The sequence below is a fragment of the Nocardioides conyzicola genome (assembly GCF_039543825.1).
In the GTDB taxonomy this organism is placed as follows: Bacteria; Actinomycetota; Actinomycetes; order Propionibacteriales; family Nocardioidaceae; genus Nocardioides; species Nocardioides conyzicola.
The window spans coordinates 195,028-218,426 of record NZ_BAABKM010000005.1 but is presented as its reverse complement, the minus strand read 5'-3'; the positions used below and the strand labels follow the sequence as shown (position 1 = coordinate 218,426).

The following is a 23,399-nucleotide window of genomic DNA, read 5'->3' as shown; positions in this document are numbered from 1 at the left end:
GGGCCGCGTCGGCGGTCGTGTGAGAGTCTGTCCCGGTTGTGGTGGGACAGGTCCGGAACGTGACGGGGGACTGACGGGTGAAGCGTTGGCGGTACCGGCCGCTGCAGGCGGCTGCGGTTGCCGCCCTCGCTGCCCTGATGACCGCGTGCGCCGCCTTCGCCCCGCTCTACTACCGGGCGATGCAGCAGGCGCTCACCGACATCACGCTCTCCGGCGCGACCGTGACCGACACCAGCGTCCAGCTGTCGATGACGCCCGGGGACGACTTCTACGACGCCGGCCCGCTGCCCCAGCCGGAGCAGCTCGCGGACCAGCTCCCCGCGGCGTACCGCTCCGACTTCCACGAGCCGATCCTCGGCTACGCGGCGAACGCGGGAGTGCTGCCCGGCGGGCTCACCGACCCCTACGGCGACCTGACCTGGCGCAGCGGACAGTGCGACCACCTGTCGTTCACCGACGGCGCGTGTCCGGACGGTCCCGGCGAGATCGCCGTCAGCGCCGCGGACGTGGAGAACTTCGGCCTCGACGTCGGCTCGACGGTCCGCATCGCGGGCGCCACGAACCAGAACGGCTCCTCGAGCGTGGCGCGACTGAAGGTCGTCGGCGTCTACGAGCAGCAGGTCAGCGACTACTGGTTCGGGCAGTCCTTGACCGGTCGATCCGGGGTCGTGATCTCGACCGGCGCGCCCGCGCCGCCGCAGCACGACGTCTGGATCACCTCCCGCGACAGCTTCGACAACGCCGTGGTCGAGGCCCGTTCCTCGAGTGCGGGCTACCTCGTCGACGACGACGCTGTCGGCGTCGACGAGCTCCTCGCGCTCGGCCCGGTGGTCGACGGTCTCGCGCACCGTCGACCCGACGTCGGAGTGACGCCGGTCAAGGTGGTCTCCGGCCTCCCGGACCTCGCGCACGGCGTCCAGGACCAGATCGACCAGTCCCGCGTCACCGTGCCGCTGCTGATGGCGCAGCTGTGCCTGCTCGCGGTCGTGGTGCTCTGGCTCATCCTGCTGGCGATCACCGAGCAGCGCCGGCCCGAGGTCGCCCTCGCCCGGCTGCGCGGTCGGGGCCGGCACGGGGCACGGCGGCTGCTGCTCGCCGAGCTGCTCCCCATCACCCTCCTGGCCCTGGTGCCGGGTGCGTTGCTGGCGGTCGTCGCCTCGTGGTTCGCCCGGGCGGTGCTGCTGCCCGGCGACCCGCCGTTCGAGCTGGGCTGGCCGTTCCTGGCCGCCGTGGCCGCGGCCGCCGTCGTGCTCACCAGCGTCACCCTGGTCGCGGTGAGCCGGGTCGTCCGCGAGCCCGTCGAGCGCCTGCTGCGCAGGGTGCCGCCGCGCGCCACCGGCTGGGCGCTCGGTGCCGCCGACGCCATCGTCATCGCCGGCGCGGGCGGGATCGTGGTCGTGTTCGCCACCGGTGGCCTGGACGGCCCGGTCGCGCTCGCCGCGCCCGGTCTGCTGGCGATCGTCGTCGGCCTGCTGCTCGCCCACCTGACCACCCCGACGGCCGCGCTCTACGGCCGCCGTCAGCTGCGCCGGGGCCGGGTCCGTGTCGGAGTCAGCATGCTCGACGCCGCGCGGAGCCCTGCCACCCGGCGGATCATCGCGATCGTCACCCTCGCCTCGGCGCTGGCGGTGTTCTCCGCCGACGCCCTGATCGTCGGGCAGCGCAACCGGGCCACCGCCGCGGCCCAGCAGGCCGGTGCGCCGCGGGTGCTCGACGTGGACAGCAACGATCTCGCCGACATCCGCGCCGCGCTCGCCGACATCGACCCGGAGGGCGACGAGCTCACCCCCGTCGTACGCGTGCACCCGCCTGGCAACGACGCCCCGGACACGCTGGCGATCGTGGCGTCGTCCTTCCGCAAGATCGCCCTCTTCCCCGGTGGCGGACCCTCCGACGCCCTCTGGGACAAGTTGGCCCCGCCGGATGCGAAGCCGATCGACATCACCGGGACCGAGCTCGACATCGATGTCGACGACTCCACGCTGACGTCGACGCGGGTCGACAACAAGCGCACCCCCGTGACCCTCGGGCTCGACCTGGTCAACCAGTCGGGCGAGACGCTGCACACGGCCCTGGGCACCTTCGCGGCGAAGAGCGCCCACCGGCACTTCCACCAGTTGGTGAGCTGCTCCGAGGGCTGCCACGTCACCGGCGTGTGGACCGATTCCCTGCCCGGGGCGACCATCGAGGGCCGGGTCACGCTGCGCAACCTGACCGCGCGACCCTCCGGCGAGGTGGTGCCGCTCGGGCCTGCCGAGCAGTGGACCGAGTTCTACACGCGGGAGACCGGCCACGTCTCGCCGAGCTCCACGACGCCCGACGAGCTGACGGTGACCTTCCAGGGTCAGGGCGTGTCGCCCATGACCATGCAGCAGCGTTGGTTGCCGACCATCGTCCCGGCACTCGTCGCCGGGCCGCTTCCGCCGGGTGGCAGCGGCAACCAGTTCACGCTCACCGGCCTGGACGGCGAAGCCCAGCCCGCTGCCAAGGTCGGCTCCCTCGCCCGGGTGCCCGCCTCCGAGCCCCACACCTTCGTCACCGACCTCGAGTCGCTCCAACGTGGACGGCCGGTGCTCGCGACCGACCGCGTCCAAGTCTGGTTCGGCGACGACGACCCCGCTCTGCTCGACCGTGTCACCGACGCTCTGTCCGACCGCGGCATCGCCGTCGCGCAGACCACCACCCTGCGCGACATCGAGCGCTCGTACGACGAGTCCGTCGCCGCCTGGAGCCTGCAGCTCGCCGCCCTCGTCGGCGGCGTGGCGCTGCTGATCGCCCTGCTGGTGCTGGTGGTCAGCGCGGTCAGCGGCTGGCGCTTCCGCACCCGCGACTTCGCCGCGCTGCGGATGAGCGGCGTGCCCCGCCGGTCGATCCGGTCGATCGCCGTGGCGGCCCAGCTCCCGGCCGTGCTCGTCGGCGTGGTCGCCGGCGGCGTCTCCGGGATCTTCGGCGCCCAGCTCGCGATGCCGATCGTGCCGCTCTTCGCCACCGCGCCCCAGGTGTCCACGCTCGACCTCGACACGGCCTGGTGGGCGGTGCTGGTCGCGGTCGCACTGTCGCTCGTCGTGCTCGGCGCCGGCAGCGTGCTCATCGGCCGGGCGCTGGCCGCGCGCGCCGAGCTGCCACGACTCCGGGAGACGATGTGACAGGTCTCCGTGTGAGCACCCAGCGACTGGTGCACATCTACCGCTCCGAGGGCCACGAGGTGGCGGCGCTCTCCGGCGTCGACCTCGACGTCAACGCGGGCGAGATGGTCGGGCTGCTCGGCCCCTCCGGCGCCGGCAAGTCGACGCTGCTGAGCCTGTTGGCCGGCGTCTTCCGACCCAGTGCGGGCAAGGTGTTCGTCGGCTCCGTGGAGCTGTCGTCGGCCGGGGCCCGCCAGCTCGACGAGCTGCGCGCACTCGAGGTCTCGCTGATGCTGCAGGGAGCGGGCCGCAACCTGCTGCCCTACTTCACCCCGCTCGAGAACGTCCGGTTCGCCCAGGGTGCCGCTCGCGAGGCCGGCAAGGACGTCCCCGACCCGGCGGAGGTGCTGGCGGCGGTCGGACTGGTGGCCGAGGCGGACCGGCCCCTGAGCGAGCTCAGCCCCGGGCACCTCCAGCTCGCCGCGCTCGCCGTCGCGATGGCCCCGCGCCCCGGCCTCCTGCTCGCCGACGAGCCGACCAGCCAGCTCGAGCACAGCGCGCGCGACCTGGTGCTGGACCGGATGGCCGCGCTCAACCGCGAGCTCGGCACCACCGTGGTGCTCGTGACCCACGACCCCGACGTCGCCGCGTTCCTGCCCCGCACGATCACCATCCGTGACGGCCGGGTCGGCGGCGAGGGACGCAGCGGCGAGGAGTACGCCGTGGTCACGCCCGACGGCTTCCTCCCGCTGCCGCTGCACGTCCGGGACCACCTGGCGCCGGGCACGCTCGTGCGCTTCCACCTCCAGGAGGACGGCACCTACACGCTGCTGCCGGAAGCGAGGGACACCGATGCATGAGCTCCTGGTCCAGGGCGTGGAGGTCCGGTACGGCGACCTCGTGGCCGTCCAGGCCGTCGACCTGATGCTGCAGCCGGGTCAGCTGGTGGCGGTCACCGGCCCCTCCGGTGCCGGCAAGTCGTCGCTGCTGTGGGCGCTCGGTGCCGCGCTCCGGCCGAGTGCGGGCAAGGTCGTCCTCGCCGGCACCGACCTGACGGATCGCGAACAGGCGGCCGCGCTGGGGGTTGCGATCGTGCCGCAGGGCAACGGGCTCGCGTCCTCGCTGACGGCGGCCGAGAACGTCCTGGTCCCGCTGCTCGCCGTCGGCGTGCCGGCGGGGGAGGCGGCCCGCCGTACCGAGGAGGCGCTGGCGCTCGTCGGCCTCGAGGAGAGCGGCAACCACCTCATCGAGGAGCTCTCGGGCGGGCAGCAGCAGCGGGTCGCGCTCGCCCGGGCGTTCGGGGCGCAGGCGCGGCTGCTGCTCGCCGACGAGCCGACGAGCGACCTGGACGCGGCCAACCGGGAGCGGATGGTGGCCGCCCTGCGCGGCGAGGCGCTGCGCGGCGCGATCGTGGTGATGGCCACCCACGACCCCGAGGCCGCCGAGCAGACCGACGGCGAGCTGCACCTCGACGAGGGTGTGGCCACCTGGGTGCGCCCGCTCCGCTAGCCCGGCCGCAGGCTCCAAGTCGGCTCCCAGTCGGCCTCAAGAAGCCGGCGTCAGAGTCCTCCCACCAGAACACCTCTGATTGGGAGCCTCACCGTGTCACGCATCCTCTACCGCCTCGGCCACAGCACCGCGGCGCACCCGTGGCGGACGATCTCCGCCTGGTTCGTCGTGGTGGTCGCGGCCTTCGTGCTCGCCGGCGCCTTCGGGGGCACCACCCACGACGACTACAACGTCCCGCAGGCCCGCGCGCAGGCCGGCGTCGAGCAGCTGCGCGCCCACGTGCCGCACGGCGGCGGCGCCACCGCGCAGGTCGTCGTCCACGACCGCGAGGGCGACCCCCTCCAGGCCGCTGACCTCGACGGCCTGGTCCGGCGGCTGACGGGCCTCGACCACGTCAGCTCGGTCAGCGAGCCGCGGCTCTCCGCGGACACCGACACCGCGCTCGTCACGATCGGGTACGACGTGCCGGTCACCGACGACGACCTCGTCGGCGCCCACGGCTACGACCCGCTGGTGGACGCGATCCAGCCGCTCCGCGACGCCGGCCTCCAGGCCGAGCTGGGCGGCGAGCTCCCCGGCGGTGCCGAGTCCACGATGAAGGGCACCGGAGAGCTCGCTGGTGTGATCGCCGCGCTCGCGCTGCTCATCATCGCGTTCGGCTCGGTCGTCGCAGCCGGCCTGCCCCTGGCGGTCGCGCTGACCGGCCTCGCCGTCGGCTCGGCGGGCGTCACGCTGCTTGCTGCCACGATGGACGTCTCGACGGCCGCCCCGACCGTCGCCACCATGGTCGGCCTCGGCGTCGGCATCGACTACGCCCTGCTGCTGGTCACCCGGCATGTGGAGTTCCTCGGTGAGGGCCTCGACAAGCGCGAGGCGGCGGGGCGGGCGATGGCGACGGCCGGCCGCTCGGTCGTGTTCGCCTCGCTGACGGTGCTCATCTCGCTGATGGGCCTTCGCCTCGGCGGCCTCCCGGTCTACTCGACGTTCGGCTACGCCACGGCGATCGCGGTCGTCTCCGTGCTCGCCGCGGCACTCACCCTGGTGCCGGCGCTGTGCGGGCTGGCCGGCCGACGGCTGATGCCGCGACGCGTGCGCAGGGGCCTGCCCCCGCGCAGCCGGAAGGCGCCGCTCACCGCGCGCTGGGCGGCCCAGGTCGTCAAGCGCCCGGTCGCGGCGGCCCTCGCCGCTCTGGTCTTCCTGCTCCTGCTCGCCGCTCCCGTCCTCGGCATGCGCACCTGGCCGCAGGACGGCAGCAGCAACAGCACGGAGACCTCGGTGCGCCAGGCCTACGACTTGATCGCGGACGAGTACGGCGCCGGTGCCAACGGCCCGTTCACGATCGTCGTCGACCCCACCCGGGCCGACCCGCAGGCCGTCGCCGACCAGGTCGCCGAGCACCCGGGCATCGCCGGGGTCACCCCCGCGTTCACCACCCCGGACGGCGCGATCACGGTCTTCGACGCGGAGCCCACCACCGGCCCCTCCGACGAGCGCACCTCCGAGCTCGTCACGGCGCTGCGGGACGACCTCCCGGCCGGCGTCGAGGTCACCGGCACGACGCCGATGTTCGCCGACCTCTCGGGGATGCTCTCCGAGAGGCTCTGGATCGTCGTCGGGTTCGTGGTCTCCGTGTCGGTGCTGCTGCTCGCGATGATGTTCCGCTCGGTCGTCGTCCCCGTGAAGGCGGCGGCGATGAACCTGCTGTCCATCGCCGCGTCGTACGGCGTGCTCACCATGGTCTTCCAGTGGGGCTGGGGCGGAAGCCTGCTCGGCATCGACCACGCGGTGGCCGTCTCGAGCTGGATCCCGATCCTCAACTTCGCGATCCTCTTCGGGTTGTCGATGGACTACGAGGTCTTCCTGCTGTCGCGGATCCGTGAGGACTGGCTGCGCACCGGCGACGCCACGGGCAGCGTCGAGCGCGGCTTGGCCGCGACCGGCCGGGTGATCTCCTCCGCCGCCGCGATCATGGTCGTCGTCTTCCTCGGCTTCTCGACGGAGGCGGACACCGTGGTCAAGCAGCTCGGCTTCGGCATGGCGGTCGCGATCGTGCTCGACGCCACCGTCGTGCGGATGGTCCTGGTCCCCGCGACCATGACGCTCCTCGGGAAGTGGAACTGGTGGCTGCCGGCCTGGCTGGACCGCCTCCTGCCCACGATCGAGGCGGACCAGGACGACGCCGACCTGTGGACCGAGCTCGACGAGGCCGAGGACGCGAAGGTCGGTGCCTGAGATGTCGACCACCACCCACCCCACCTGGCCGCGACAGCTGCGGCTGCCCGGCCAGGTGGCGGCCCCGGACGGGCCGATCGACATGCGGATGATGTACGTGATGCACCACGCCTTCCGGCGCGACCTGGACCTCTTCTCGGCGGCGGTGCGCAACACGCCCGCCGCCGAGCGGGCGACCTGGGCGCTGCTCGGTGAGCGCTGGGAGCTCTTCGCCGAGGCGCTGCACGAGCACCACACCATCGAGGACGCCGGTGTGTGGCCCGCGCTGGAGAGCCGGGGCACACCTGAGGAGGTCGCCACGCTGCACGCGATGGAGGCCGAGCACGGCGAGATCGACCCGCTGCTCGAGGGGTGCGCGACCGGCTTCCGGCGCCTCACCCAGCACGCCGACGAGGACGCCCGGGCGGCCCTGGTCGTCCGGGTGTGCGCGGCTCGGGAGTCGCTGCGTCGGCACCTGGCCCACGAGGAGACCGAGGCGATCGCGATCATCCAGCGTCTGCTCACGCAGGAGGAGTGGACCAGCATCGAGGAGGAGCACGCACCCGACCTCACGCTCGCCCAGGCCGCCCGGCTCGTCCCGTGGGCGGCGTACGGCGTCCCGCGGGAGGCTCTGGAGCGGGTCTTCCGGGAAGCCGGTGGCGGTGGCTTCCGGGTGATCTGGCGGCTCACCCGTCGCCGGTTCGCCCGGCGGCACGCGCGGACGTTCCGGTTCGCCTGAGGGGCGTCGCGTCGGCGTACCCACGGACGAGATGGTTGCTCGGCACGGTCCGGAACAGCCATCTCGTCCGTGGCTATCGCTCCGTGGAGGTCGTCGTCTACACCCCCGGCACGATCCGGATGTCGCGCACGGCGCCGCCGTCGAGGGCGGCCAGTGCGTCGGCGTACGCCGGGCTGTCGTGGGCGGCCCGCGCCGCGTCCACCGACGCGAACTCGATCAGCACCGTGCGGGTCTTCGCCCCCGCCTCGTAGGTCTGCTCGGGGAACCCGCGGGCGATGAAGGTGCCACCGGCCGCCTCGAGGGCGGGGCCGGCCAGCTCGGCGTACGCCTGGAGCTTGGCCTCGTCGGTGATCTCCTGGTAGATGCTGATCCAGTAGGCGCTCATGACGACATCCTGCCCGAGGCCTACGCGCCGTCGAGCAGCGCCCGCTGGTCGGCCGTCAGCTCCAGGTCGACCGCCGCCAGGGTCTCGTCGAGCTGGGCGACCGAGGACGCACCGACGAGAGGTACGACGGGCAGCTCACCGCCGATCAGCCAGGACAGCACCACCTGGTTGGCCGTCGCACCCGTCTGGCGGGCGACCTCGGCGAGGGCGGCCAGCCGGGGCGGTGTGCCCGCGTGGTCGAAGCTCGCGTGCATCGGCTTGTCGTCGCGGACGTAGGCGCCACCCAGCAGCGGGGAGTAGGCGACCAGGTGGAGCCCGGCGTCCCGCACCAGGCTCTGGATCTCGGCACTCGCGGTCCCGGCGTTCCCCTCGGGTGCCCGCAGCGCGGGCTGGTCCGTGCGCGGCCGGAGGTAGGAGTGCGAGTACTGCAGCACGTCGTACGCCGGGAGCCCGGCGGCGGCCGCCAGGGTGCGCGCCCGCTCGACCCGCCAGGCCCAGTGGTTGCTCGCGCCCAGCAGCCCGACGGTGCCGGCGGCGGCGAGCTGCCCGAAGGCCTCGACCTGCTCCTCGAGCGGGACGTCGAGGTCCTGGACGTGGGCGTAGTAGAGATCGAGCCGGTCCAGGCCCATCCGCTCCAGGCTGCGCTCGGCCGACTCGCGGATGGTGGCTGCGGTCAGTGCCTCCATCCCCTTCGAGAAGTCGTGGCCGGGCTCGAGCGGGCGGCCGCCGACCTTGGTCGCGATCACGAGCTCGTCGCCGACCCCACGGTCCTTGCGCCACCGGCCGAGCAGCTCCTCGCTCTGGCCGCCCATGTTGTCGCCGGCGACCCAGAACGCGTAGTTGTTGGCGGTGTCGATGAACGTCCCGCCGGCCTCGACGAAGCGGTCCAGGATGGCGTACGACGTGGCCTCGTCGGTGCGGCTGCCCATCAGCATCGCCCCGAGGGCGATCACGCTGACGTTCAGCTTGCGGTCTGGGTGGGAGCCGATCTCGCGGTAGCGCATCTCGTCATCCTGGGTGCTGGAGCGCGCTCCAGGTCAAGAGCGTCAGAAGCCGAGGCGCTCGCGCTCCCGGCGCACCCAGTCCGCCGCGAGCGGCACGTCCCACTCCGCGCACAGCTCGACGGCCCGGTCGGCGTGCCGGGTCGCGAGGTCGTCGTCGCCGACGGTGTGCGCGGCCATCGCCAGGAACATGTCGACCGGACCGACGGTGCTGCCCGACCCGGCGCACGCCGACTGACCGGCCAGGCCCACGAGCCTCTCGTACGTCGAGGCAGCCAGCTCGCGGTCGCCGAGGTAGCAGGCGCTCTCGGCGCCCATGCTCCACGCCATGGGGGAGTACCAGGTGTCGACGTCGAACGCCCGGTTGAGGTCCGCGCGGTGCGAGCCGAGGTAGGCGTGCGCCTCCTCGAGCCGACCGGCGCGGCAGAGCATGGTGAGCAGCGGTGGAGCGACGGCCACGAAGCCGTCGGCGGGCATCTCCCGCAGGGCCGCGAGCACGAGCTCCTCGCCGCCCTCGCGCCACAGCACCTGCATCATCATCGCGCCGGCGATCGACTCGTCGGAGCCGGGGATGGTGACGACCTCGCCGATCTCCACCATGTCCGCCACCAGTGTGTCGACCACCTCGAACTCGCCGCGCATCGCCGACCACGAGACCTCGAGGGAGTCCAGCACCAGCAGCGCGTAGAGGTGCCGGATCCGCTCCGCCACCGGACGGCACTCGGCAAGCGACTCCTCGAGCGCGGGCACGTCACCGAGCTCGCCGGCGGCCGCGGCACGCAGCGCCAGCGCCGACACCAGACCCACGGTGTCGTCGAGGCGACGCGCGATCTCGGCGGCCTCGGTCGTCATGGCGAGGCGCCGGTCGGCGGTCGCGCCGCGGGTGATCGCGATCGCGCCCTTGACGAGGCTGGTGTGGACGAGGCCGGGGTCCCCGAGCCGGCGTGCCATCGCGATCGCCTCGTCGGTCAGGGCCTCGCGTTCCTGCGGGGTCGACCCGTAGTAGATCTCGCCCGCGAGCGCGAGCATGACCTGGCACCGCCGTGGGTCGTCCCCGGTGGGCAGCTCCTCCAGCGCGTCGCGCAGCGCCGCGACGACGACCTCGTCGACGTCGCCGCCGCCGGGGGTCCACAGGGCGCCGGTGCTGTGCATCGTGCCGGCTCGGATGAGCAGGTCGAGGTCGGCGGCGTCGCGGGCCACCTCGACCGCCTCGTGCGCGACCTCCCGCAGCTCCAGCCACCGACCGGCCCGGCGGAGCACGTCGGCCAGGTCGGCCAGCAGCGCGAACCGGTCCTCTGTCGTGGAGCCCGGGTCCTCGTCCTCGGCGTGCAGCGCGTGCTCGAGCATCTCCAGCGCCTCGACGTACGCGTAGACGTCCATCGCCGAGCGCGCCGCGGCCTGCGCGGCGGGCCACGCGCGCGCCAAGTGCCGCGGGCCGGCCGCGAGCCAGTGCCGCGCCACCTCGGTCTCCCGCTTGGGCCGCGCACTCAGGGCCTCGGCCGCGCGCGCGTGGACCCGGGCACGACGCGACTGCGGCAGGCCACTGAGCGCGGTGTCGCGCACGAGCGCGTGGTTGAACCGGAACCGGTCGACCGCGTCCTCGGCGACCAGCCCCGCCCCGATGGCGGGGTCGAGGCGGTCGAGGGCGGTGTCCTCGTCGAGGTCGGCGACCGCCGCGAGCGTGGACAGGTCGAAGATCCGGCCCAGGACGCTGGCGGTCTGCAGCAGCTCCCGCGTGGCGGGGTCGAGGTGCGCGATCCGGCGCGACAGCACCTCGTGGACCGCAGCGGGCGGTCGGCCCTCGGCCACCAGGCTCGCGAGCTCGCCCTCGCGGGCGAGCCGGGCGTACTCGACCAGGAAGAAGGGATTGCCCTCCGTGTGCTGCCACAGCGTGTCCGCGTCGGCCGCGGTCGGCTCGGCCTCGGTGACCTGGGCGAAGACCTGGGCGGCCGCCTGCGCCGAGATGCCGCGCAGCTGGAAGCGCAGCGCGTGCTTGCGCGCGAGCGCCTCGGCGACCTCGGCCAGGGCGCCGCTGGGGACGGGGTGCTCGCGCCAGGTGGCCACCACCAGCAGCCGGGCGGGGCTCTCGGCCGCGACCGCCTCGGTCAGCAGCCGCAGCACCCGCAGGCTGGAGGTGTCGGCCCAGTGCAGGTCGTCGAGCACCAGCAGCAGCGGCCCGCCCTCCGCCGCCGAGATCACGGTCTGCACCACGGTCTCCCACGCGCGGAACGCCGTGGAGCCGTCGCCGTCGTGGGCGCTGGACGGCAGCGCCGACCCGAGCCGCTCCAGCACGGTCGCCCACGGCCAGAGCGCCGGCGCGCCGTCGTCCTGCGAGCAGCGCCCCCAGGCGATCGTCACGCCACGCTGGTCGGCGTACGTCGCCAGCTCGATCGCCAGCCGGCTCTTCCCGATCCCGGGCTCGCCGGTCAGCGCCACGAAGGCGAGCGAGCCGGTGCCGTCCACCACCCGGTCGACCAGGCCGGTGAGCTGGGCCAGCTCCTCGTCGCGCCCGGCCAGCGACCACGGCCACAGCGTGGGGAACGGCAGCGGCGCATGGGTCTCGACCCCGGTGGTCGAGCCGGTCGAGACACCCGCCGCCGGCGCGGCGCCCACGGGGCCGGCGGTCGGCTCGGCCACCGCGATCTCGTCCTGCCGCAGCACGGCCGCCTGCACGGCGCGGAGGTCGGCGCCCGGCTCGAGGCCGAGCTCCTCGTCCAGCACGTCGCGGACCTCGCGCAGCACGGCCAGCGCGTCCGCCTGGCGGCCCGAACCGGCGAGCGCGAGCGCCCGGAGCGCCCAGGCTCGCTCCCGGAGCGGGTGCGCCCGGGTCAGCGTGTCGAGCTCGGCGGCGACGGTGGCGTACTGCCCGATCAGGATCCCGAGAGCGGCCCGGTCCTCGGTCGCCAGCACGCGGAGCTCCTCGAGCCGGGCGCGCTCGGCGACCGCCGCCGCCACCTCGCCGAGCTCGGCGAAGGGCACGCCGCGCCACAGGCCCAGCGCCTCACCGAGGGAGTCGTGCAGCGCCGAGAGCCGGCCGGCGTCGGCCGAGCCGGCCGGGAGGGGACGGCTGCGGCAGAGCGCGTCGGCGAGGGGAGCGACCAGCGTGTGGGTCGACGCCACCGCGTCCTCGAACGCGACCGTGTCGAGGTCCTCGTCGGGCAGCCGCAGTGCGTAGCCGGGCTGCTCAGTGACCAGCAGGGTGCCACCGCCCCGCGTCGTGCGGTCGGGCTCGAGGGCACGCCGGAGCCCCGCGACGTACCCCTGCATGGTGCCGGCGACCCCGGGCGGCGGCGTGCCGTCCCAGACCAGGTCGGCCAGCGTGTCGACCGCGACGGCGCGGCCTCGGTGCAGCGCGAGTGCGGCGAGCAACGCGCGCTGCTTGGGGCCGCCGAGGTTGACCGGACCCGCGGGCGTGGACGCCACCGTGGTGCCCAGGACGCCGATGCGCATGAGCGCAGGATAGGGGCGCTCAGCGCAGGGTGTCCGCAGATCCCAGCCGCCATACCGCAAGTCCGTGAAGACCGCGCGCGCGGGCGAGCGCCACCCGCTGTCGGTAGGAGCGCCGGTCCGACCACCACAGCCGGGTCCCGTCGTCGAGGCGTGTCGTCCACTCACCCTGGTCGGCCCGCCAGCGGGCGCGCACGTGGTCGCGCGCCACCAGGTGCCGGGCCCGAGCCACGGTCACGGTGTGCCCGACCCCTCGTCGTGGCCACGTGTAGCCGTAGCCGGCGACGCCGAGATCGACCTGGCCGGCCGGTACGACGCGCAGGATCGTCGCCACGGCCCGCCGCTGCCACGGCAGTCCGCCGACCGGGCCGGGGCCGGACCAGCCCGGACCGTGCTGGTCGTAGGTCATCAGCTTGATGACGTCGGCCACTGCTGCCAGGCCGGCCAGGTCGTACCCGCCCGCGCGGTAGCCGTCCAGCGAGGTCGACGCGCTGACGTCGATGGTCACCGTCCTGTCGTCGGGCATGGCGTCCTGGGTCGCGCGGACCAGGGCGACCAGCCCGTCGGCGTCACCCGCGCGCACCCGCTCGAGATCGACGTTGACGCCGTCCCAGCCGCCGGCCGCGACGTACGACGCCAGCCGCTGCGCCACCGCCGCGATCCGCGCCGGGCGGGAGAGCAGCCGATGGGCGGCGCGCGGGTCGAAGTCACCGAGCCGGTTGCTGTAGTTGCCGACCAGCAGCTCCGCCGACAGCCCGTGGTGGTGGGCCGCCCGGGCCAGGCGTCGGGCGCCGTCGGTCGGCCGGGTGACGCCGGTGCCGGCCGCGGTGACGGACACCCCGGCGACGCTGACCGTGCTCAACCCGCTGGCGTTGCGGGCGACCAGCGCGGACGGTGCGCCGTCGAGCGCCCAGCCCGTCACGGCCAGCCCCTGGGGCTCCCGCGCCACCGCGGGCGCGGTCGGGACGAGCAGGGCCAGGACCGGGACCAGGGCCAGCAAGCGCATGGACCCACCCTGCCACCACTACCGTGACGACATGCACCGCTTCGCCTCCGTCCTCCTCGTCGACCCGCAGGGACGGCTGCTGCTGCAGGAGCGCGACGAGCACCCGGTCATCGACCCGGAGAAGTGGGGCCTCGTCGGCGGGCACGTCGAGGACGGCGAGGAGCACGAGCCGGCGGCGTACCGCGAGCTCGAGGAGGAGACCGGGATCCGCCTCCCGCCCGGCACGCTGCGCCTGTGGCGGGAGCTGCAGGTCTTCCACGAGGCCTACGGCACCCTCGACACGACCTGGGTGTACGCCGCCCGCGTCGACCTCACCGACGCCGACATCGTCGTGGGCGAGGGTCGGCAGATCGTCTTCGTCGAGCCCGCTGTCGCGCGGGAGCTCGACCTCACCGCGTCGGCGACGACGGCTGTCCCGGACTTCCTGGACTCCGCGGCGTATCGCGACATACTCGCCCCATGAGCGATCTGCAGGTCATCCCCGTCCCCGGCCCCGGAGCGGAGGACGTCGTGGTCGGCGGACCCGGCCCCGACGAGGGCGCGGTCTTCACCGGCACCGAGGACGGCAGCATCTTCCGGATCAGCCACGACGGCGAGCACGTCGAGCGGGTCGCCCACACGGGCGGCCGCCCGCTCGGCCTCGAGATCGACGTCGACGGCCGGCTGCTGGTCTGCGACGCCCACCTCGGCGTCCTGCGCGTCGATCCCCGTTCCGGGGCGATCGAGGCGGTGACCGACTCGCTCGGCGGCGTCGAGATGCGCTTCTGCAACAACGCCGCGATCGCCGAGGACGGCACCGTCTGGTTCAGCGACTCGTCCACGAGGTACGGCATCGACCAGTGGAAGGACGACTTCGTCCAGAACACCCGCACCGGCCGGCTCGCCCGCCTCGGCACCGACGGGGCGGTGGAGGTGGTCCTCGACGGGCTGGCCTTCGCTAACGGGGTCGCGCTGAGCGCGGACGCGTCGTACGTCGCCGTCGCCGAGACCGGCGCCCGCACGGTCGTCCGGTGGTGGCTGAGCGGGCCGCAGGCCGGGACGCGCGACTTCCTGGTCACCGACCTGCCCGGCTACCCCGACAACATCGCGCGGGGGAGCGACGGCCTGATCTGGGTCTCCATCGCCAGCCCGGTCGACCCGCTGGTCGAGCGGCTCCAGCGGGGACCGTTGCCGCTGCGCAAGCTGGTCACCAAGATCCCCGAACGCCTCCAGCCGGCCCCGAAGCACACCGTCCGCGCCCAGGCGTACGACGACGCCGGCACCCTGGTGCACGACGTCGACGTCCAGGGGTCGGCCTACCACATGGTCACCGGCGTCCGGGAGCACGACGGCCGCCTCTGGCTCGGCAGCCTGCACGAGCCCGCGGTCGCGGTCCTCGACCTCTGAACCCGTAGACTCGCCCGCTATGGGAACTCTCGACTCGATCACGTCCCCACGCGACCTGCGCGGTCTCGATGATGCCCAGCTGGACGCCCTGGCGACCGAGATCCGTGACTTCCTGATCACGACCTGCGCCCGCACCGGCGGCCACATCGGCCCCAACCTCGGCGTGGTCGAGCTGACGATGGCGCTGCACCGCGTCTTCGAGTCCCCGCGCGACCGGATCGTCTTCGACACCGGCCACCAGGCCTACGTCCACAAGCTGCTCACCGGTCGCAAGGCCGGCTTCGAGAAGCTCCGCCAGGAGGGTGGCGCCAGCGGCTACCCGAGCCAGGCGGAGTCCGACCACGACATCGTCGAGAACTCCCACGCATCCACGGCGCTCAGCTACGCCGACGGGCTCGCGAAGGCCTACACGATCCGGGGCGAGGACCGTCACGTCGTCGCCGTGATCGGTGACGGCGCGCTCACCGGCGGCATGGCCTGGGAGGCGCTCAACAACATCGCCATCGCCAACAAGAGCAAGCTCGTCATCGTCGTCAACGACAACGGCCGGTCCTACACGCCGACCATCGGCGGGCTCGCCACGGCGCTCACCCGGCTGCGCACCGACCCGCGCTACGAGACCGTGCTCGACATGGTCAAGCGCCGGCTCAACGCGGTGCCCGGCGTCGGCCCGGCGGCGTACGACGCCCTCCACGCGATGAAGAAGGGCGTCAAGGACGCGATCGCGCCGCAGGGGCTCTTCGAGGACCTCGGGTTCAAGTACGTCGGGCCCGTCGACGGCCACGACCGCCACGCCGTCGAGCAGATGCTGCTGCAGGCCAAGCGGTTCAACGGGCCGGTGATCGTGCACGCACTGACCCGCAAGGGCTACGGCTACGACCCGGCGGAGCGGCACGAGGCCGACCAGTTCCACGGTCCGGGCCCGTTCGACGTGCAGACCGGTGCCGAGAAGCCGAAGGGCCGGATCTGGACCGACTACTTCTCCGACGCGATGGTCGAGATCGGCCAGCGGCGACCCGACGTCGTGGCGATCACGGCCGCGATGATGCACCCCGTCGGGCTGGACAAGTTCCAGGCCCGCTTCCCCGAGCGCACCTTCGACGTCGGGATCGCCGAGCAGCATGCGGCCACCTCGGCCGCGGGGCTGGCGCTCGGCGGCCTGCACCCGGTGTTCGCCGTCTACGGCACGTTCCTCAACCGGGCCTTCGACCAGGTGCTGATGGACGTCGCGCTGCACAAGTGCGGCGTCACCTTCGCGCTCGACCGCTCGGGTGTCACCGGCGACGACGGCGCCAGCCACAACGGCATGTGGGACATGTCGCTGCTCCAGATCGTCCCGGGGCTGCGCCTCGCGGCGCCGCGTGACGCGACCCGGCTGCGCGAGCTGCTCAACGAGGCGGTCGAGGTCGACGACGCACCGACCGTGCTGCGCTACCCGAAGGGCCCGCCGCCCGAGGACGTCGACGCCATCGGCAAGGCCGGCGGCTGCGACGTCCTGGTGCGCAGCGGCACCAAGGACGTCCTCGTCGTCGCGGTCGGCTCGATGGCCACCGTGGCGGTCGGCGTCGCCGAGCGCCTGGTCGCCCAGGGCATCGGGGTCACCGTGGTCGACCCGCGCTGGGTCAAGCCGGTCGACCCGGCCATCATCGACCTGGCCCGCGAGCACCGGCTCGTGGTCAGCATCGAGGACAACGGCGAGACCGGCGGCTGCGGCGCCGTGCTCCTGCAGACCCTCAACGCCGCGGGCGTGCACACGCCGTTCCGCCTGCACGGCATCCCGCAGGAGTTCCTCAGCCACGCCAAGCGTGACGTGATCCTCGAACGGATCGGGCTCACCCCCCAGGCGATCGCCCTCGGCATCGTGGAAGACATGACCTCGCTGTCCGACGGTCGTTCTCCCCTCGATGTCGAGCACACGCCGTAGCCCGAGGACCCTCGCGGTCCTGCTGGCGCTCTGCCTAACAGGCCCCGCACTCGTCGCCTGCTCCGGCGACGACAAGGCAGGGGAGACCCCTGCCGCCGCGCCCGCCGACGTCGGCGCCGAGATCCAGCACGCGCTGGACCGGCGCGCGGGCGCCGTACGCCGGGCCGCCCCGCACGCGTTCGCGCGCACGGTGGGCGGGCGGCGGGCATTCCGTGAGCAGCAGGAGACCTGGTACGCCAACGTCACCCAGCTCCCGCTCGCCCGCTACCGCTACCGCTTCGACCCGGGCAGCCTGGTGCGCGACGGCGACGGCTACTGGGTGACCGTGGACGAGGTGATGCAGCTCGACGGGTACGACGCCGAGCCGGTCGTCACCCCTGATCGCTACCGCTTCGCGCCGGCGGGAGGCTCGGGCCGGATGCGGCTGACGTCCGTGACCGACCGGGCGTGGGAGCGGGCGCACCAGGTGCAGTCGCAGCCCTGGGACCTGGGGCCGATCGAGGTCCGGGCCGGCGCCGGCGTGCTCGGCATCTTCGACGCCGACTCGGTCGCGTCAGCCGGGTCGCTGCTGAGCTCGATCGAGGCCGGGATCGGGGACGTCTCCGCGTGGGTGCCCTACGACTGGTCGCGCTCGGTGGTCGTCTACGCCCTGTCCGCCCCGACCTTCCTCGACGGTCTGGAGGACGTGCCGGGCGACGACCCCGGCGACCTCGACGCCGTCTCCTTCCCGGCCGGCGCCGGCACCCGCTTCGTGCTCAACCCCCGCGTGATCGGCAGCCCCGGGGCGGACCGCGACCGCCTGGTCCGGCACGAGCTGACCCACGTCGCCGTCGGCACGCACGACGACACGGCACCGGTCTGGCTGTCCGAGGGGCTGGCCGAGTGGGTCTCGGTCCGCCCGCTCGCCCCCGAGGACCGCCGCCTGCCCGACGCCGCCCTGACCGCCGCGGAGGCCGGGGTCGGTGACCTGCCCGACGACGCGTCGTTCAACGACGACGACTCCCAGGCGCACTACGGGCTGGCCTGGTGGGCGGTCGAGTACGTCGCCGACTCCTACGGCGAGGACGCGCCCTGGCTGCTGCTCGACGCGCTCGCGGAGCCGGGCGCCGACGAGGACCAGGTGCTGGACGAGCAGTTCGCCACGAGCACCAGTGACCTGGCGAAGCAGGCAGACCAGCTGATCCTGGCGACGTACGCCGGAGCGACGGACGGTCCGGAGGTGGTTTCGAGCCCCAGCCCGGAGGACACTAGGAGTCCATGAACGTCCTGCGGACCAAGTCGATCGAGCAGTCCCTCGAGGACACCGAAGACGTCGAGTTCAAGCTGAAGAAGGGACTCACCGCCCTCGACCTCACGGTCTTCGGCATCGGGGTCGTCATCGGCGCCGGCATCTTCACGCTGACCGGCAAGGTCGCGAGCGAGTACGCCGGGCCCGGCGTGGTGTTCTCGTTCCTCCTGGCCGCGATCTGCTGCGCGCTGGCGGCGATCTGCTACGCCGAGTTCGCCTCGACGGTGCCGGTCGCGGGGTCGGCGTACACGTTCTCCTACGCGACCCTCGGCGAGATGGTCGCGTGGATCATCGGCTGGGACCTGATCCTCGAGCTGATGCTCGGCGCCTCCGTGGTCGCGCAGGGCTGGAGCACCTACCTCGTGACGTTCCTCGACGAGATCGGCATCACCTGGCCCTCGTCGGTGGGCCCGGCCGACGCCGCGGACTTCCAGTGGGGCCACTTCAACCTCGCGGCCGTGCTCCTGATCGCGGTGCTCACGACGCTGATCGCGATCGGCATCAAGGAGTCGCTGCGGGTCAACCTCGTCCTGGTCGCGATCAAGCTCTTCATCGTGCTCTTCGTGATCATCGCCGGCCTGTTCTACGTCACCGGCGCCAACTACCACCCCTTCATCCCGCCGGCCGCCGACCCGATCGAGGCGAGCGGTCTGACCCAGCCGCTGATGCAGGTGATCTTCGGGATCGAGCCGCAGACGTTCGGCGTGCTGGGCATCATCTCCGCCGCCTCGGTGGTGTTCTTCGCCTACATCGGATTCGACGTGGTCGCCACGACCGCGGAGGAGGCCAACAACCCGCAGAAGGACCTGCCCAAGGGCATCCTCGGGTCGCTCGCGATCTGCACGGTGCTCTACATGGCGGTCGCGCTCGTGATCACCGGGATGGTCCCCTACGACAAGATCGACCCCGACGCCGCGCTCGCCTCCGCCTTCACGTCCGTCGGCAAGGACGGCTTCGCGACGATGATCGCCGCCGGCGCCGTCGCCGGTCTGACGACCGTCGTGATGACGCTGATGATCGGCGCCGTCCGCGTGCTCTTCGCGATGAGCCGCGACGGCCTGCTCCCGGTCGGCTTCGCGCACACCAACCCCAAGACGGGTACGCCGGTCCGGATCACCCTCACGATCGGTGCCCTGGTCGCCGTGATCGCCGGCTTCACCCCGATCGACAAGCTCGAGGAGATGGTCAACATCGGGACGCTGACGGCGTTCCTGCTCGTCTCGCTCGCGGTCCCGATCCTGCGGCGTACCCGCCCCGACCTGGACCGGCCGTTCAAGGTGCCCTTCAGCCCCTACCTGCCGATCCTGGCCGCGCTGGTCTGCTTCTACCTGATGCTCAACCTCACCGTGGAGACCTGGCTGCGGTTCCTGGTGTGGATGGTCATCGGCTTCGGCATCTACTTCGCCTACGGCCACCAGCACAGCCGGGTCCGGATCGCGGAGAAGGAGTCCACCTCCGCCTAGACCGTCGAGTGACGCGAAACGGCCCCCAGGAGAGCCTCCCAGGGGCCGTTTCGCGTCACTCGACGAAGGATCACGGCTCCTTGCGCGCCACGATCTGCCCGAGCACGCCGTACCCGACGCACAGGTGGACGAAGGACACGACCCCGGCGACGGTGCTGCCGAAGAGGCCGAACGTCGGGACCACGATCGGGCCCCAGCTCTCGGCGATCAGCGGCCAGAAGCGCGCCTTGCCGTGCCAGCGGCCGGCGACCGCGATCCGGATGCCGATGAAGAACATGCCGAGCATCGACAGCGGCCAGAACGCGTCGAGCATCGCCCAGCCGGGCTGGTCGAGGTTGCTGACCCCGATGCCGTCGGCGACGGTCGAGCCGATTGCGAAGAACAGCAGGACGGCCTCGAAGCGGAGGAAGAAGCGCGCCAGGCGGCCGTCGCCGAGCGCCCGGGTCGCGTAGAGGACGGTCAGCAGGCCGAGCAGGCCCAGCTGGAAGACCCCCGAGGTCAGCGACGACATCGCCTCCTCGAAGGACCCCGACGGGTCGGTGCCGAGCACGAGGCTGTCGACCCCCCAGGCGACGGCGCCGGTCGTGATCAGCATGCCGCGCTTGAAGAAGGGACGGGCGGGGGCGGTGGAGCCGCTCGGGAGGCGACGGGGTACGTCGGACCGGGCCGGTGCGGGGGTGTGCTGGACGGACATGGTGGTTGCTCCTCGTGGGTGCTGGTGGGTGTGCTGGATGAGGAGGACTCTGCGGGGCACCGCGACCCGGGCAGCAGGGAGCGGCGTCCCTCGTCCGGTCCTCGGGTGATGTCCCGTGCGCGCGGGACAGCTAACCCGGGACGCCGGGACGCTGCGCGCTTGATACTGCTGCGGTGAGCAGCCCACCCGGCCGCGTGCCAGCCGTCGCCGTCGCGACGCTCGCCCTGCTGATGATCGGCGCGAGCGTCTGGCTCGACCTGGTCAACGACGCCGCCGACCGGGACCGGGCGATGATGGGCTGGGGCTCGGTATCCGCCCTCGTCGGGGCGATCGCGGTCGCCACCGCGGTCCCGGTGCTGTGGCGCCACCCGCGCCACCCGGTCGCCTGGGTGATCAGCGGGACCGGGCTGTTCTGGGGCTTCGACGGGCTGTGCGAGTCGTGGTCGGCGTACGGGCTGGCACACCCGCCGCACCCGCCGCTCACCGGCTTCGCCGTCTGGATCGTCGCCCAGGTCGGCGCGTTCCTGCTCGTCGGGCTGCCGCTGGTGCTCGTGCTCTACCCGACCGGGCGGCTGATGCCCGGGCGCTGGCGGGTGGTGAGCGTCGTCGTGGTCGCGATGGCCTGCACGCTGCCGCTGCTGCTGCTCTTCGCACCGACGTCGGCGCTGAACGCGGAGGAGTTCCAGCTGCCCCTCGACACCGGGATGCCCGAGATCCCGGTCCCCGGCGACGTCTTCGTCGCGCTGCTGACCGTCGGCCGGGTGCTCACGCTGCTCTCGCTGCCGCTGGCCGTGCTCGTGCTGTTCGGGCGGCAGCGCGGGGCGACCGGGCGGGAGCGGCTGCAGCTGCGCTGGCTGCTCTGGGCCGCGGTGATGTGCCTCGTGGTCTCGGGGATCGCCCTCGTGCTGCACAACGGGTGGATCGTGACGATCGCGTTGATGCTGGCGCTGGGGGTCACCGGGGCGTCGATCGCCATCGGCATCCTGGACCCGGAGGCCGGCGACGTCGACGCGTTGATGGGCGGCACGGTCGTGTGGGCCTCGGTCGCGGGCACCGTCATCGCTCTCGACCTGCTGCTGGTGGCGGCTCTCGACCGCCTGCTGGGCGACCGACTCGACGAGCGGGACACGACGCTGCTCCTGCTGCTGGTGGCCGTCACCCTCTACGCGCCGGTGCGCTCACGCCTCACGGCGGTCGTGCACCGGCTGCTGGTCGGTCGCCGGGGTGACCGCTACTCCGTCGTCACCGACCTCGCCGCCCGGCTCGAGGAGTCCGGCGACGTGCGCGAGCAGCTGCCGGCGCTGGCGGTCGCGGTGGCCACGGCGTTCAAGCTCGACTACGTGCGGGTCGAGGTCTTCGGCCACGGCGGCGGCACCATCGCGGCGACGTACGGCGAGCTGCCGCGCGACGTCCGCGAGGTGCCGATCCGGTACGGCGAGGAGGAGGTCGGGCGTCTCGAGCTCCCCGCCCGCGGGGTGCGGTCGATGCTGTCGAAGCGCGACCAGGCGCTGCTCGTCGACATCGTGCGACAGGCCGCGATGGCGGTGCGCAGCGCGCGGCTGGCGGACGACCTGCAGCAGTCCCGGGAGCAGCTCGTCCTCGCCCGCGAGGACGACCGCCGGCGGATCCGGCGCGACCTCCACGACGGGCTCGGACCGGTCCTCGGTGGGGTTGCGATGCGGCTCGATGCGGCCGGGAACGCCCTCGACCGCGACCCGGAGACCGCCCGACGGCTGGTCGCGCAGTCGCGCCAGGACATCACCGACGCGCTGGCCGACGTACGTCGGCTCGTCCACGGCCTGCGTCCGCCGGCCCTGGACGACCTCGGGCTGCTCGCGGCGCTCGACCAGCAGGCGGAGCGGCTGAGCACCAGCGACCTGGCGGTGACGGTCGCCGCCGAGGACGTGCCGCCGCTGTCGGCCGCGGTCGAGGTGGCGGCGTACCGGATCGCCTCCGAGGCACTCACCAACACCGCCCGCCACGCGCAGGCCCGCCACGCCACCGTACGGCTCACCGGGAGCCCCGGCACGCTGCTGGTGGAGATCGGCGACGACGGCGCCGGGATCGATGCTGACGTCGTCGCGGGAGTCGGGCTACGGTCGATCCGCGAGCGGGCCGAGGAGCTCGGCGGACGCGCCGAGATCGTCTGCCCGCCCACCGGTGGCACGCGGGTGCGCGCCTGGCTGCCGGTCAGCCTCGACCCGGAGGAGCGCCGATGAGCGAACCCGTCCGCGTGCTGATCGCCGACGACCACCCGGTCTTCCGCGACGGCCTCGCCGCGTTGCTGGGCACCCAGCCGGACGTCACGGTCGTCGCCACCGCGGCGGACGGGGTCGAGGCCGTCGCGCTCGCCGCCGAGCACGCCCCGGACGTCGTGGTCATGGACCTCCAGATGCCCGAGCTCAACGGCATCGACGCGACCCGCCGGCTGAGCGAGACCCAGCCCGGCGTACGCGTCCTGGTCTTCACGATGGGGGAGGAGGACGGCACCGTCCTGGCCGCGATGCGCGCCGGCGCCCGCGGCTACCTGGTCAAGGGGGCCAGCCAGGACGAGGTGGCCCGCGCCATCAGCACCGTGCACGCGGGTGGTCTGGTGTTCGGGGCCTCCCTGGCGCTCCGCATCGCCGACCTGCTGTCCGGTACGACGACGCCGGACCGCTCGGCCTTCCCCCAGCTCACCGAGCGCGAGCTCGAGATCCTCGACCTGATCGCGGCCGGGAAGAACAACGCCCAGATCGCCGCGGCGCTCTACCTCGCGCCCAAGACGGTCCGCAACAACGTCTCCAACATCCTCGCCAAGCTGCAGGCCACCGACCGGGCCGAGGCGATCATCCGTGCCCGCGACGCGGGACTCGGCGGCGGCTAGGAGCCCTGCTGCTCGCGGCGCTCGTGCAGGCGCTGCTGGGCGGCCCCCAGGTAGGCCAGGCAGGGCGCCTCGGCACCAGGGTGCTTCTCGACCAGGTGGAAGATCCACCGGTCCATCGCGAGCAGGTAGCCGTTGTCGCCGCCCGTGCGGTACGTCGACCACTTGCGGTGCGCCTTCGCGGTGCACTCGGCGCAGCTGATCTTGTAGACGAACTGCTTCGCCTCGTCGACGTCGATCTTCACCCGCGCGAGCGGGCCGCCCTCGACGGCCGCCTTGCGTTCGCGGGCCGATCGGCTCGCCACCATGTCGTACCCCTTGTCGTCGTCCTGGAGCCTACGTCCCGCGGCCGGTAGCG

18 protein-coding genes are annotated in these 23,399 nt (G+C 73.2%); 12 read left to right on the top strand and 6 right to left on the bottom strand.

Going from position 1 to position 23,399, the window contains the following annotated elements:
• The first annotated feature begins 77 nt into the window (after positions 1–77).
• The 5 genes from ABEA34_RS22715 (at position 78) to ABEA34_RS22695 (ending at position 7,584) form a co-directional block, all read left to right on the top strand.
• A complete protein-coding gene (locus ABEA34_RS22715) occupies positions 78–3,146 on the top strand; it encodes an FtsX-like permease family protein (RefSeq protein WP_345524027.1) in 3,069 nt (1,022 codons plus the stop codon).
• A gap of 11 nt (positions 3,147–3,157) precedes the next feature.
• Entirely contained in the window at positions 3,158–3,985 is an 828-nt protein-coding gene (locus ABEA34_RS22710) for an ABC transporter ATP-binding protein (protein ID WP_345524026.1), read from the top strand.
• Complete coding sequence (locus tag ABEA34_RS22705; protein ID WP_345524025.1) at positions 3,978–4,634, top strand: ABC transporter ATP-binding protein; 657 nt, start codon at positions 3,978–3,980, stop codon at positions 4,632–4,634. Before ABEA34_RS22710 ends, ABEA34_RS22705 begins: the two co-directional genes overlap by 8 nt.
• A gap of 93 nt (positions 4,635–4,727) precedes the next feature.
• Entirely contained in the window at positions 4,728–6,866 is a 2,139-nt protein-coding gene (locus tag ABEA34_RS22700) for an MMPL family transporter (protein ID WP_345524024.1), read from the top strand.
• A gap of 1 nt (position 6,867) precedes the next feature.
• Positions 6,868–7,584, top strand: a complete 717-nt coding sequence (locus ABEA34_RS22695) for a hemerythrin domain-containing protein (protein WP_345524023.1) — start codon at positions 6,868–6,870, stop codon at positions 7,582–7,584.
• Positions 7,585–7,681: 97 nt separating this feature from the next.
• Here the strand turns inward: ABEA34_RS22695 and ABEA34_RS22690 are convergent, their stop codons facing one another.
• From ABEA34_RS22690 to ABEA34_RS22675, 4 genes are read right to left on the bottom strand one after another with little or no spacing between them, the layout of a single operon-like run.
• The gene (locus ABEA34_RS22690) at positions 7,682–7,969 is read right to left on the bottom strand and encodes a DUF1330 domain-containing protein (RefSeq protein ID WP_345524022.1); all 288 of its coding nucleotides are present in this window, start codon (positions 7,967–7,969) and stop codon (positions 7,682–7,684) included.
• Between the two features lie 20 nt (positions 7,970–7,989).
• Positions 7,990–8,973 (bottom strand): aldo/keto reductase, encoded by a 984-nt coding sequence (locus tag ABEA34_RS22685; protein WP_345524021.1) that lies wholly within the window; start codon positions 8,971–8,973, stop codon positions 7,990–7,992.
• A gap of 42 nt (positions 8,974–9,015) precedes the next feature.
• Entirely contained in the window at positions 9,016–12,420 is a 3,405-nt protein-coding gene (locus ABEA34_RS22680; protein ID WP_345524020.1) for an ATP-binding protein, read from the bottom strand.
• A 19-nt stretch (positions 12,421–12,439) separates the two neighbouring features.
• A complete protein-coding gene (locus tag ABEA34_RS22675; protein WP_345524019.1) occupies positions 12,440–13,423 on the bottom strand; it encodes a glycosyl hydrolase family 18 protein in 984 nt (327 codons plus the stop codon).
• 31 nt (positions 13,424–13,454) lie between these two features.
• Between ABEA34_RS22675 and ABEA34_RS22670 the strand changes: the two genes are divergently transcribed.
• The 5 genes from ABEA34_RS22670 to ABEA34_RS22650 are packed head-to-tail and all read left to right on the top strand — an operon-like array spanning position 13,455 to position 19,484.
• Positions 13,455–13,886, top strand: a complete 432-nt coding sequence (locus ABEA34_RS22670; protein ID WP_345524018.1) for an NUDIX domain-containing protein — start codon at positions 13,455–13,457, stop codon at positions 13,884–13,886.
• Positions 13,883–14,809, top strand: coding sequence for an SMP-30/gluconolactonase/LRE family protein (locus ABEA34_RS22665; RefSeq protein ID WP_345524017.1), 927 nt, complete (start codon positions 13,883–13,885; stop codon positions 14,807–14,809). Before ABEA34_RS22670 ends, ABEA34_RS22665 begins: the two co-directional genes overlap by 4 nt.
• Before the next feature lie 19 nt (positions 14,810–14,828).
• A complete protein-coding gene (dxs, locus tag ABEA34_RS22660) occupies positions 14,829–16,733 on the top strand; it encodes a 1-deoxy-D-xylulose-5-phosphate synthase (protein ID WP_345524015.1) in 1,905 nt (634 codons plus the stop codon).
• Positions 16,714–17,994: a gluzincin family metallopeptidase gene (locus ABEA34_RS22655; RefSeq protein ID WP_345524014.1), complete on the top strand. Its 1,281-nt coding sequence runs from the start codon at positions 16,714–16,716 to the stop codon at positions 17,992–17,994. The genes dxs and ABEA34_RS22655 overlap by 20 nt, the downstream gene beginning before the upstream one ends.
• Complete coding sequence (locus tag ABEA34_RS22650) at positions 17,991–19,484, top strand: amino acid permease (RefSeq protein WP_345524012.1); 1,494 nt, start codon at positions 17,991–17,993, stop codon at positions 19,482–19,484. The genes ABEA34_RS22655 and ABEA34_RS22650 overlap by 4 nt, the downstream gene beginning before the upstream one ends.
• Before the next feature lie 70 nt (positions 19,485–19,554).
• Here the strand turns inward: ABEA34_RS22650 and ABEA34_RS22645 are convergent, their stop codons facing one another.
• Positions 19,555–20,178 (bottom strand): hypothetical protein, encoded by a 624-nt coding sequence (locus ABEA34_RS22645; RefSeq protein WP_345524010.1) that lies wholly within the window; start codon positions 20,176–20,178, stop codon positions 19,555–19,557.
• 173 nt (positions 20,179–20,351) lie between these two features.
• Between ABEA34_RS22645 and ABEA34_RS22640 the strand changes: the two genes are divergently transcribed.
• On the top strand, positions 20,352–22,397 hold the full coding sequence (locus tag ABEA34_RS22640; protein WP_345524008.1) for a sensor histidine kinase: 2,046 nt from the start codon (positions 20,352–20,354) through the stop codon (positions 22,395–22,397).
• Positions 22,394–23,044, top strand: coding sequence for a response regulator (locus ABEA34_RS22635; RefSeq protein WP_345524006.1), 651 nt, complete (start codon positions 22,394–22,396; stop codon positions 23,042–23,044). The genes ABEA34_RS22640 and ABEA34_RS22635 overlap by 4 nt, the downstream gene beginning before the upstream one ends.
• Here ABEA34_RS22635 and ABEA34_RS22630 read toward each other — a convergent pair.
• The gene (locus ABEA34_RS22630; protein WP_345524004.1) at positions 23,041–23,349 is read right to left on the bottom strand and encodes a hypothetical protein; all 309 of its coding nucleotides are present in this window, start codon (positions 23,347–23,349) and stop codon (positions 23,041–23,043) included. The two genes, ABEA34_RS22635 and ABEA34_RS22630, sit on opposite strands and share 4 nt — an antisense overlap.
• Positions 23,350–23,399: the final 50 nt, after the last annotated feature.

Bases quoted from the DNA above. Each gene is read 5' to 3' on its own strand.
- dxs (WP_345524015.1), top strand. From the start codon at position 14,829: ATGGGAACTCTCGACTCGATCACGTCCCCACGCGACCTGCGCGGTCTC.
- ABEA34_RS22655 (WP_345524014.1), top strand. From the start codon at position 16,714: ATGTCGAGCACACGCCGTAGCCCGAGGACCCTCGCGGTCCTGCTGGCG.
- ABEA34_RS22705 (WP_345524025.1), top strand. From the start codon at position 3,978: ATGCATGAGCTCCTGGTCCAGGGCGTGGAGGTCCGGTACGGCGACCTC.
- ABEA34_RS22680 (WP_345524020.1), bottom strand. From the start codon at position 12,420: ATGCGCATCGGCGTCCTGGGCACCACGGTGGCGTCCACGCCCGCGGGT.
- ABEA34_RS22645 (WP_345524010.1), bottom strand. From the start codon at position 20,178: ATGTCCGTCCAGCACACCCCCGCACCGGCCCGGTCCGACGTACCCCGT.
- ABEA34_RS22675 (WP_345524019.1), bottom strand. From the start codon at position 13,423: ATGCGCTTGCTGGCCCTGGTCCCGGTCCTGGCCCTGCTCGTCCCGACC.
- ABEA34_RS22635 (WP_345524006.1), top strand. From the start codon at position 22,394: ATGAGCGAACCCGTCCGCGTGCTGATCGCCGACGACCACCCGGTCTTC.
- ABEA34_RS22650 (WP_345524012.1), top strand. From the start codon at position 17,991: ATGAACGTCCTGCGGACCAAGTCGATCGAGCAGTCCCTCGAGGACACC.
- ABEA34_RS22665 (WP_345524017.1), top strand. From the start codon at position 13,883: ATGAGCGATCTGCAGGTCATCCCCGTCCCCGGCCCCGGAGCGGAGGAC.
- ABEA34_RS22690 (WP_345524022.1), bottom strand. From the start codon at position 7,969: ATGAGCGCCTACTGGATCAGCATCTACCAGGAGATCACCGACGAGGCC.
- ABEA34_RS22685 (WP_345524021.1), bottom strand. From the start codon at position 8,973: ATGCGCTACCGCGAGATCGGCTCCCACCCAGACCGCAAGCTGAACGTC.
- ABEA34_RS22630 (WP_345524004.1), bottom strand. From the start codon at position 23,349: ATGGTGGCGAGCCGATCGGCCCGCGAACGCAAGGCGGCCGTCGAGGGC.
- ABEA34_RS22670 (WP_345524018.1), top strand. From the start codon at position 13,455: ATGCACCGCTTCGCCTCCGTCCTCCTCGTCGACCCGCAGGGACGGCTG.
- ABEA34_RS22695 (WP_345524023.1), top strand. From the start codon at position 6,868: ATGTCGACCACCACCCACCCCACCTGGCCGCGACAGCTGCGGCTGCCC.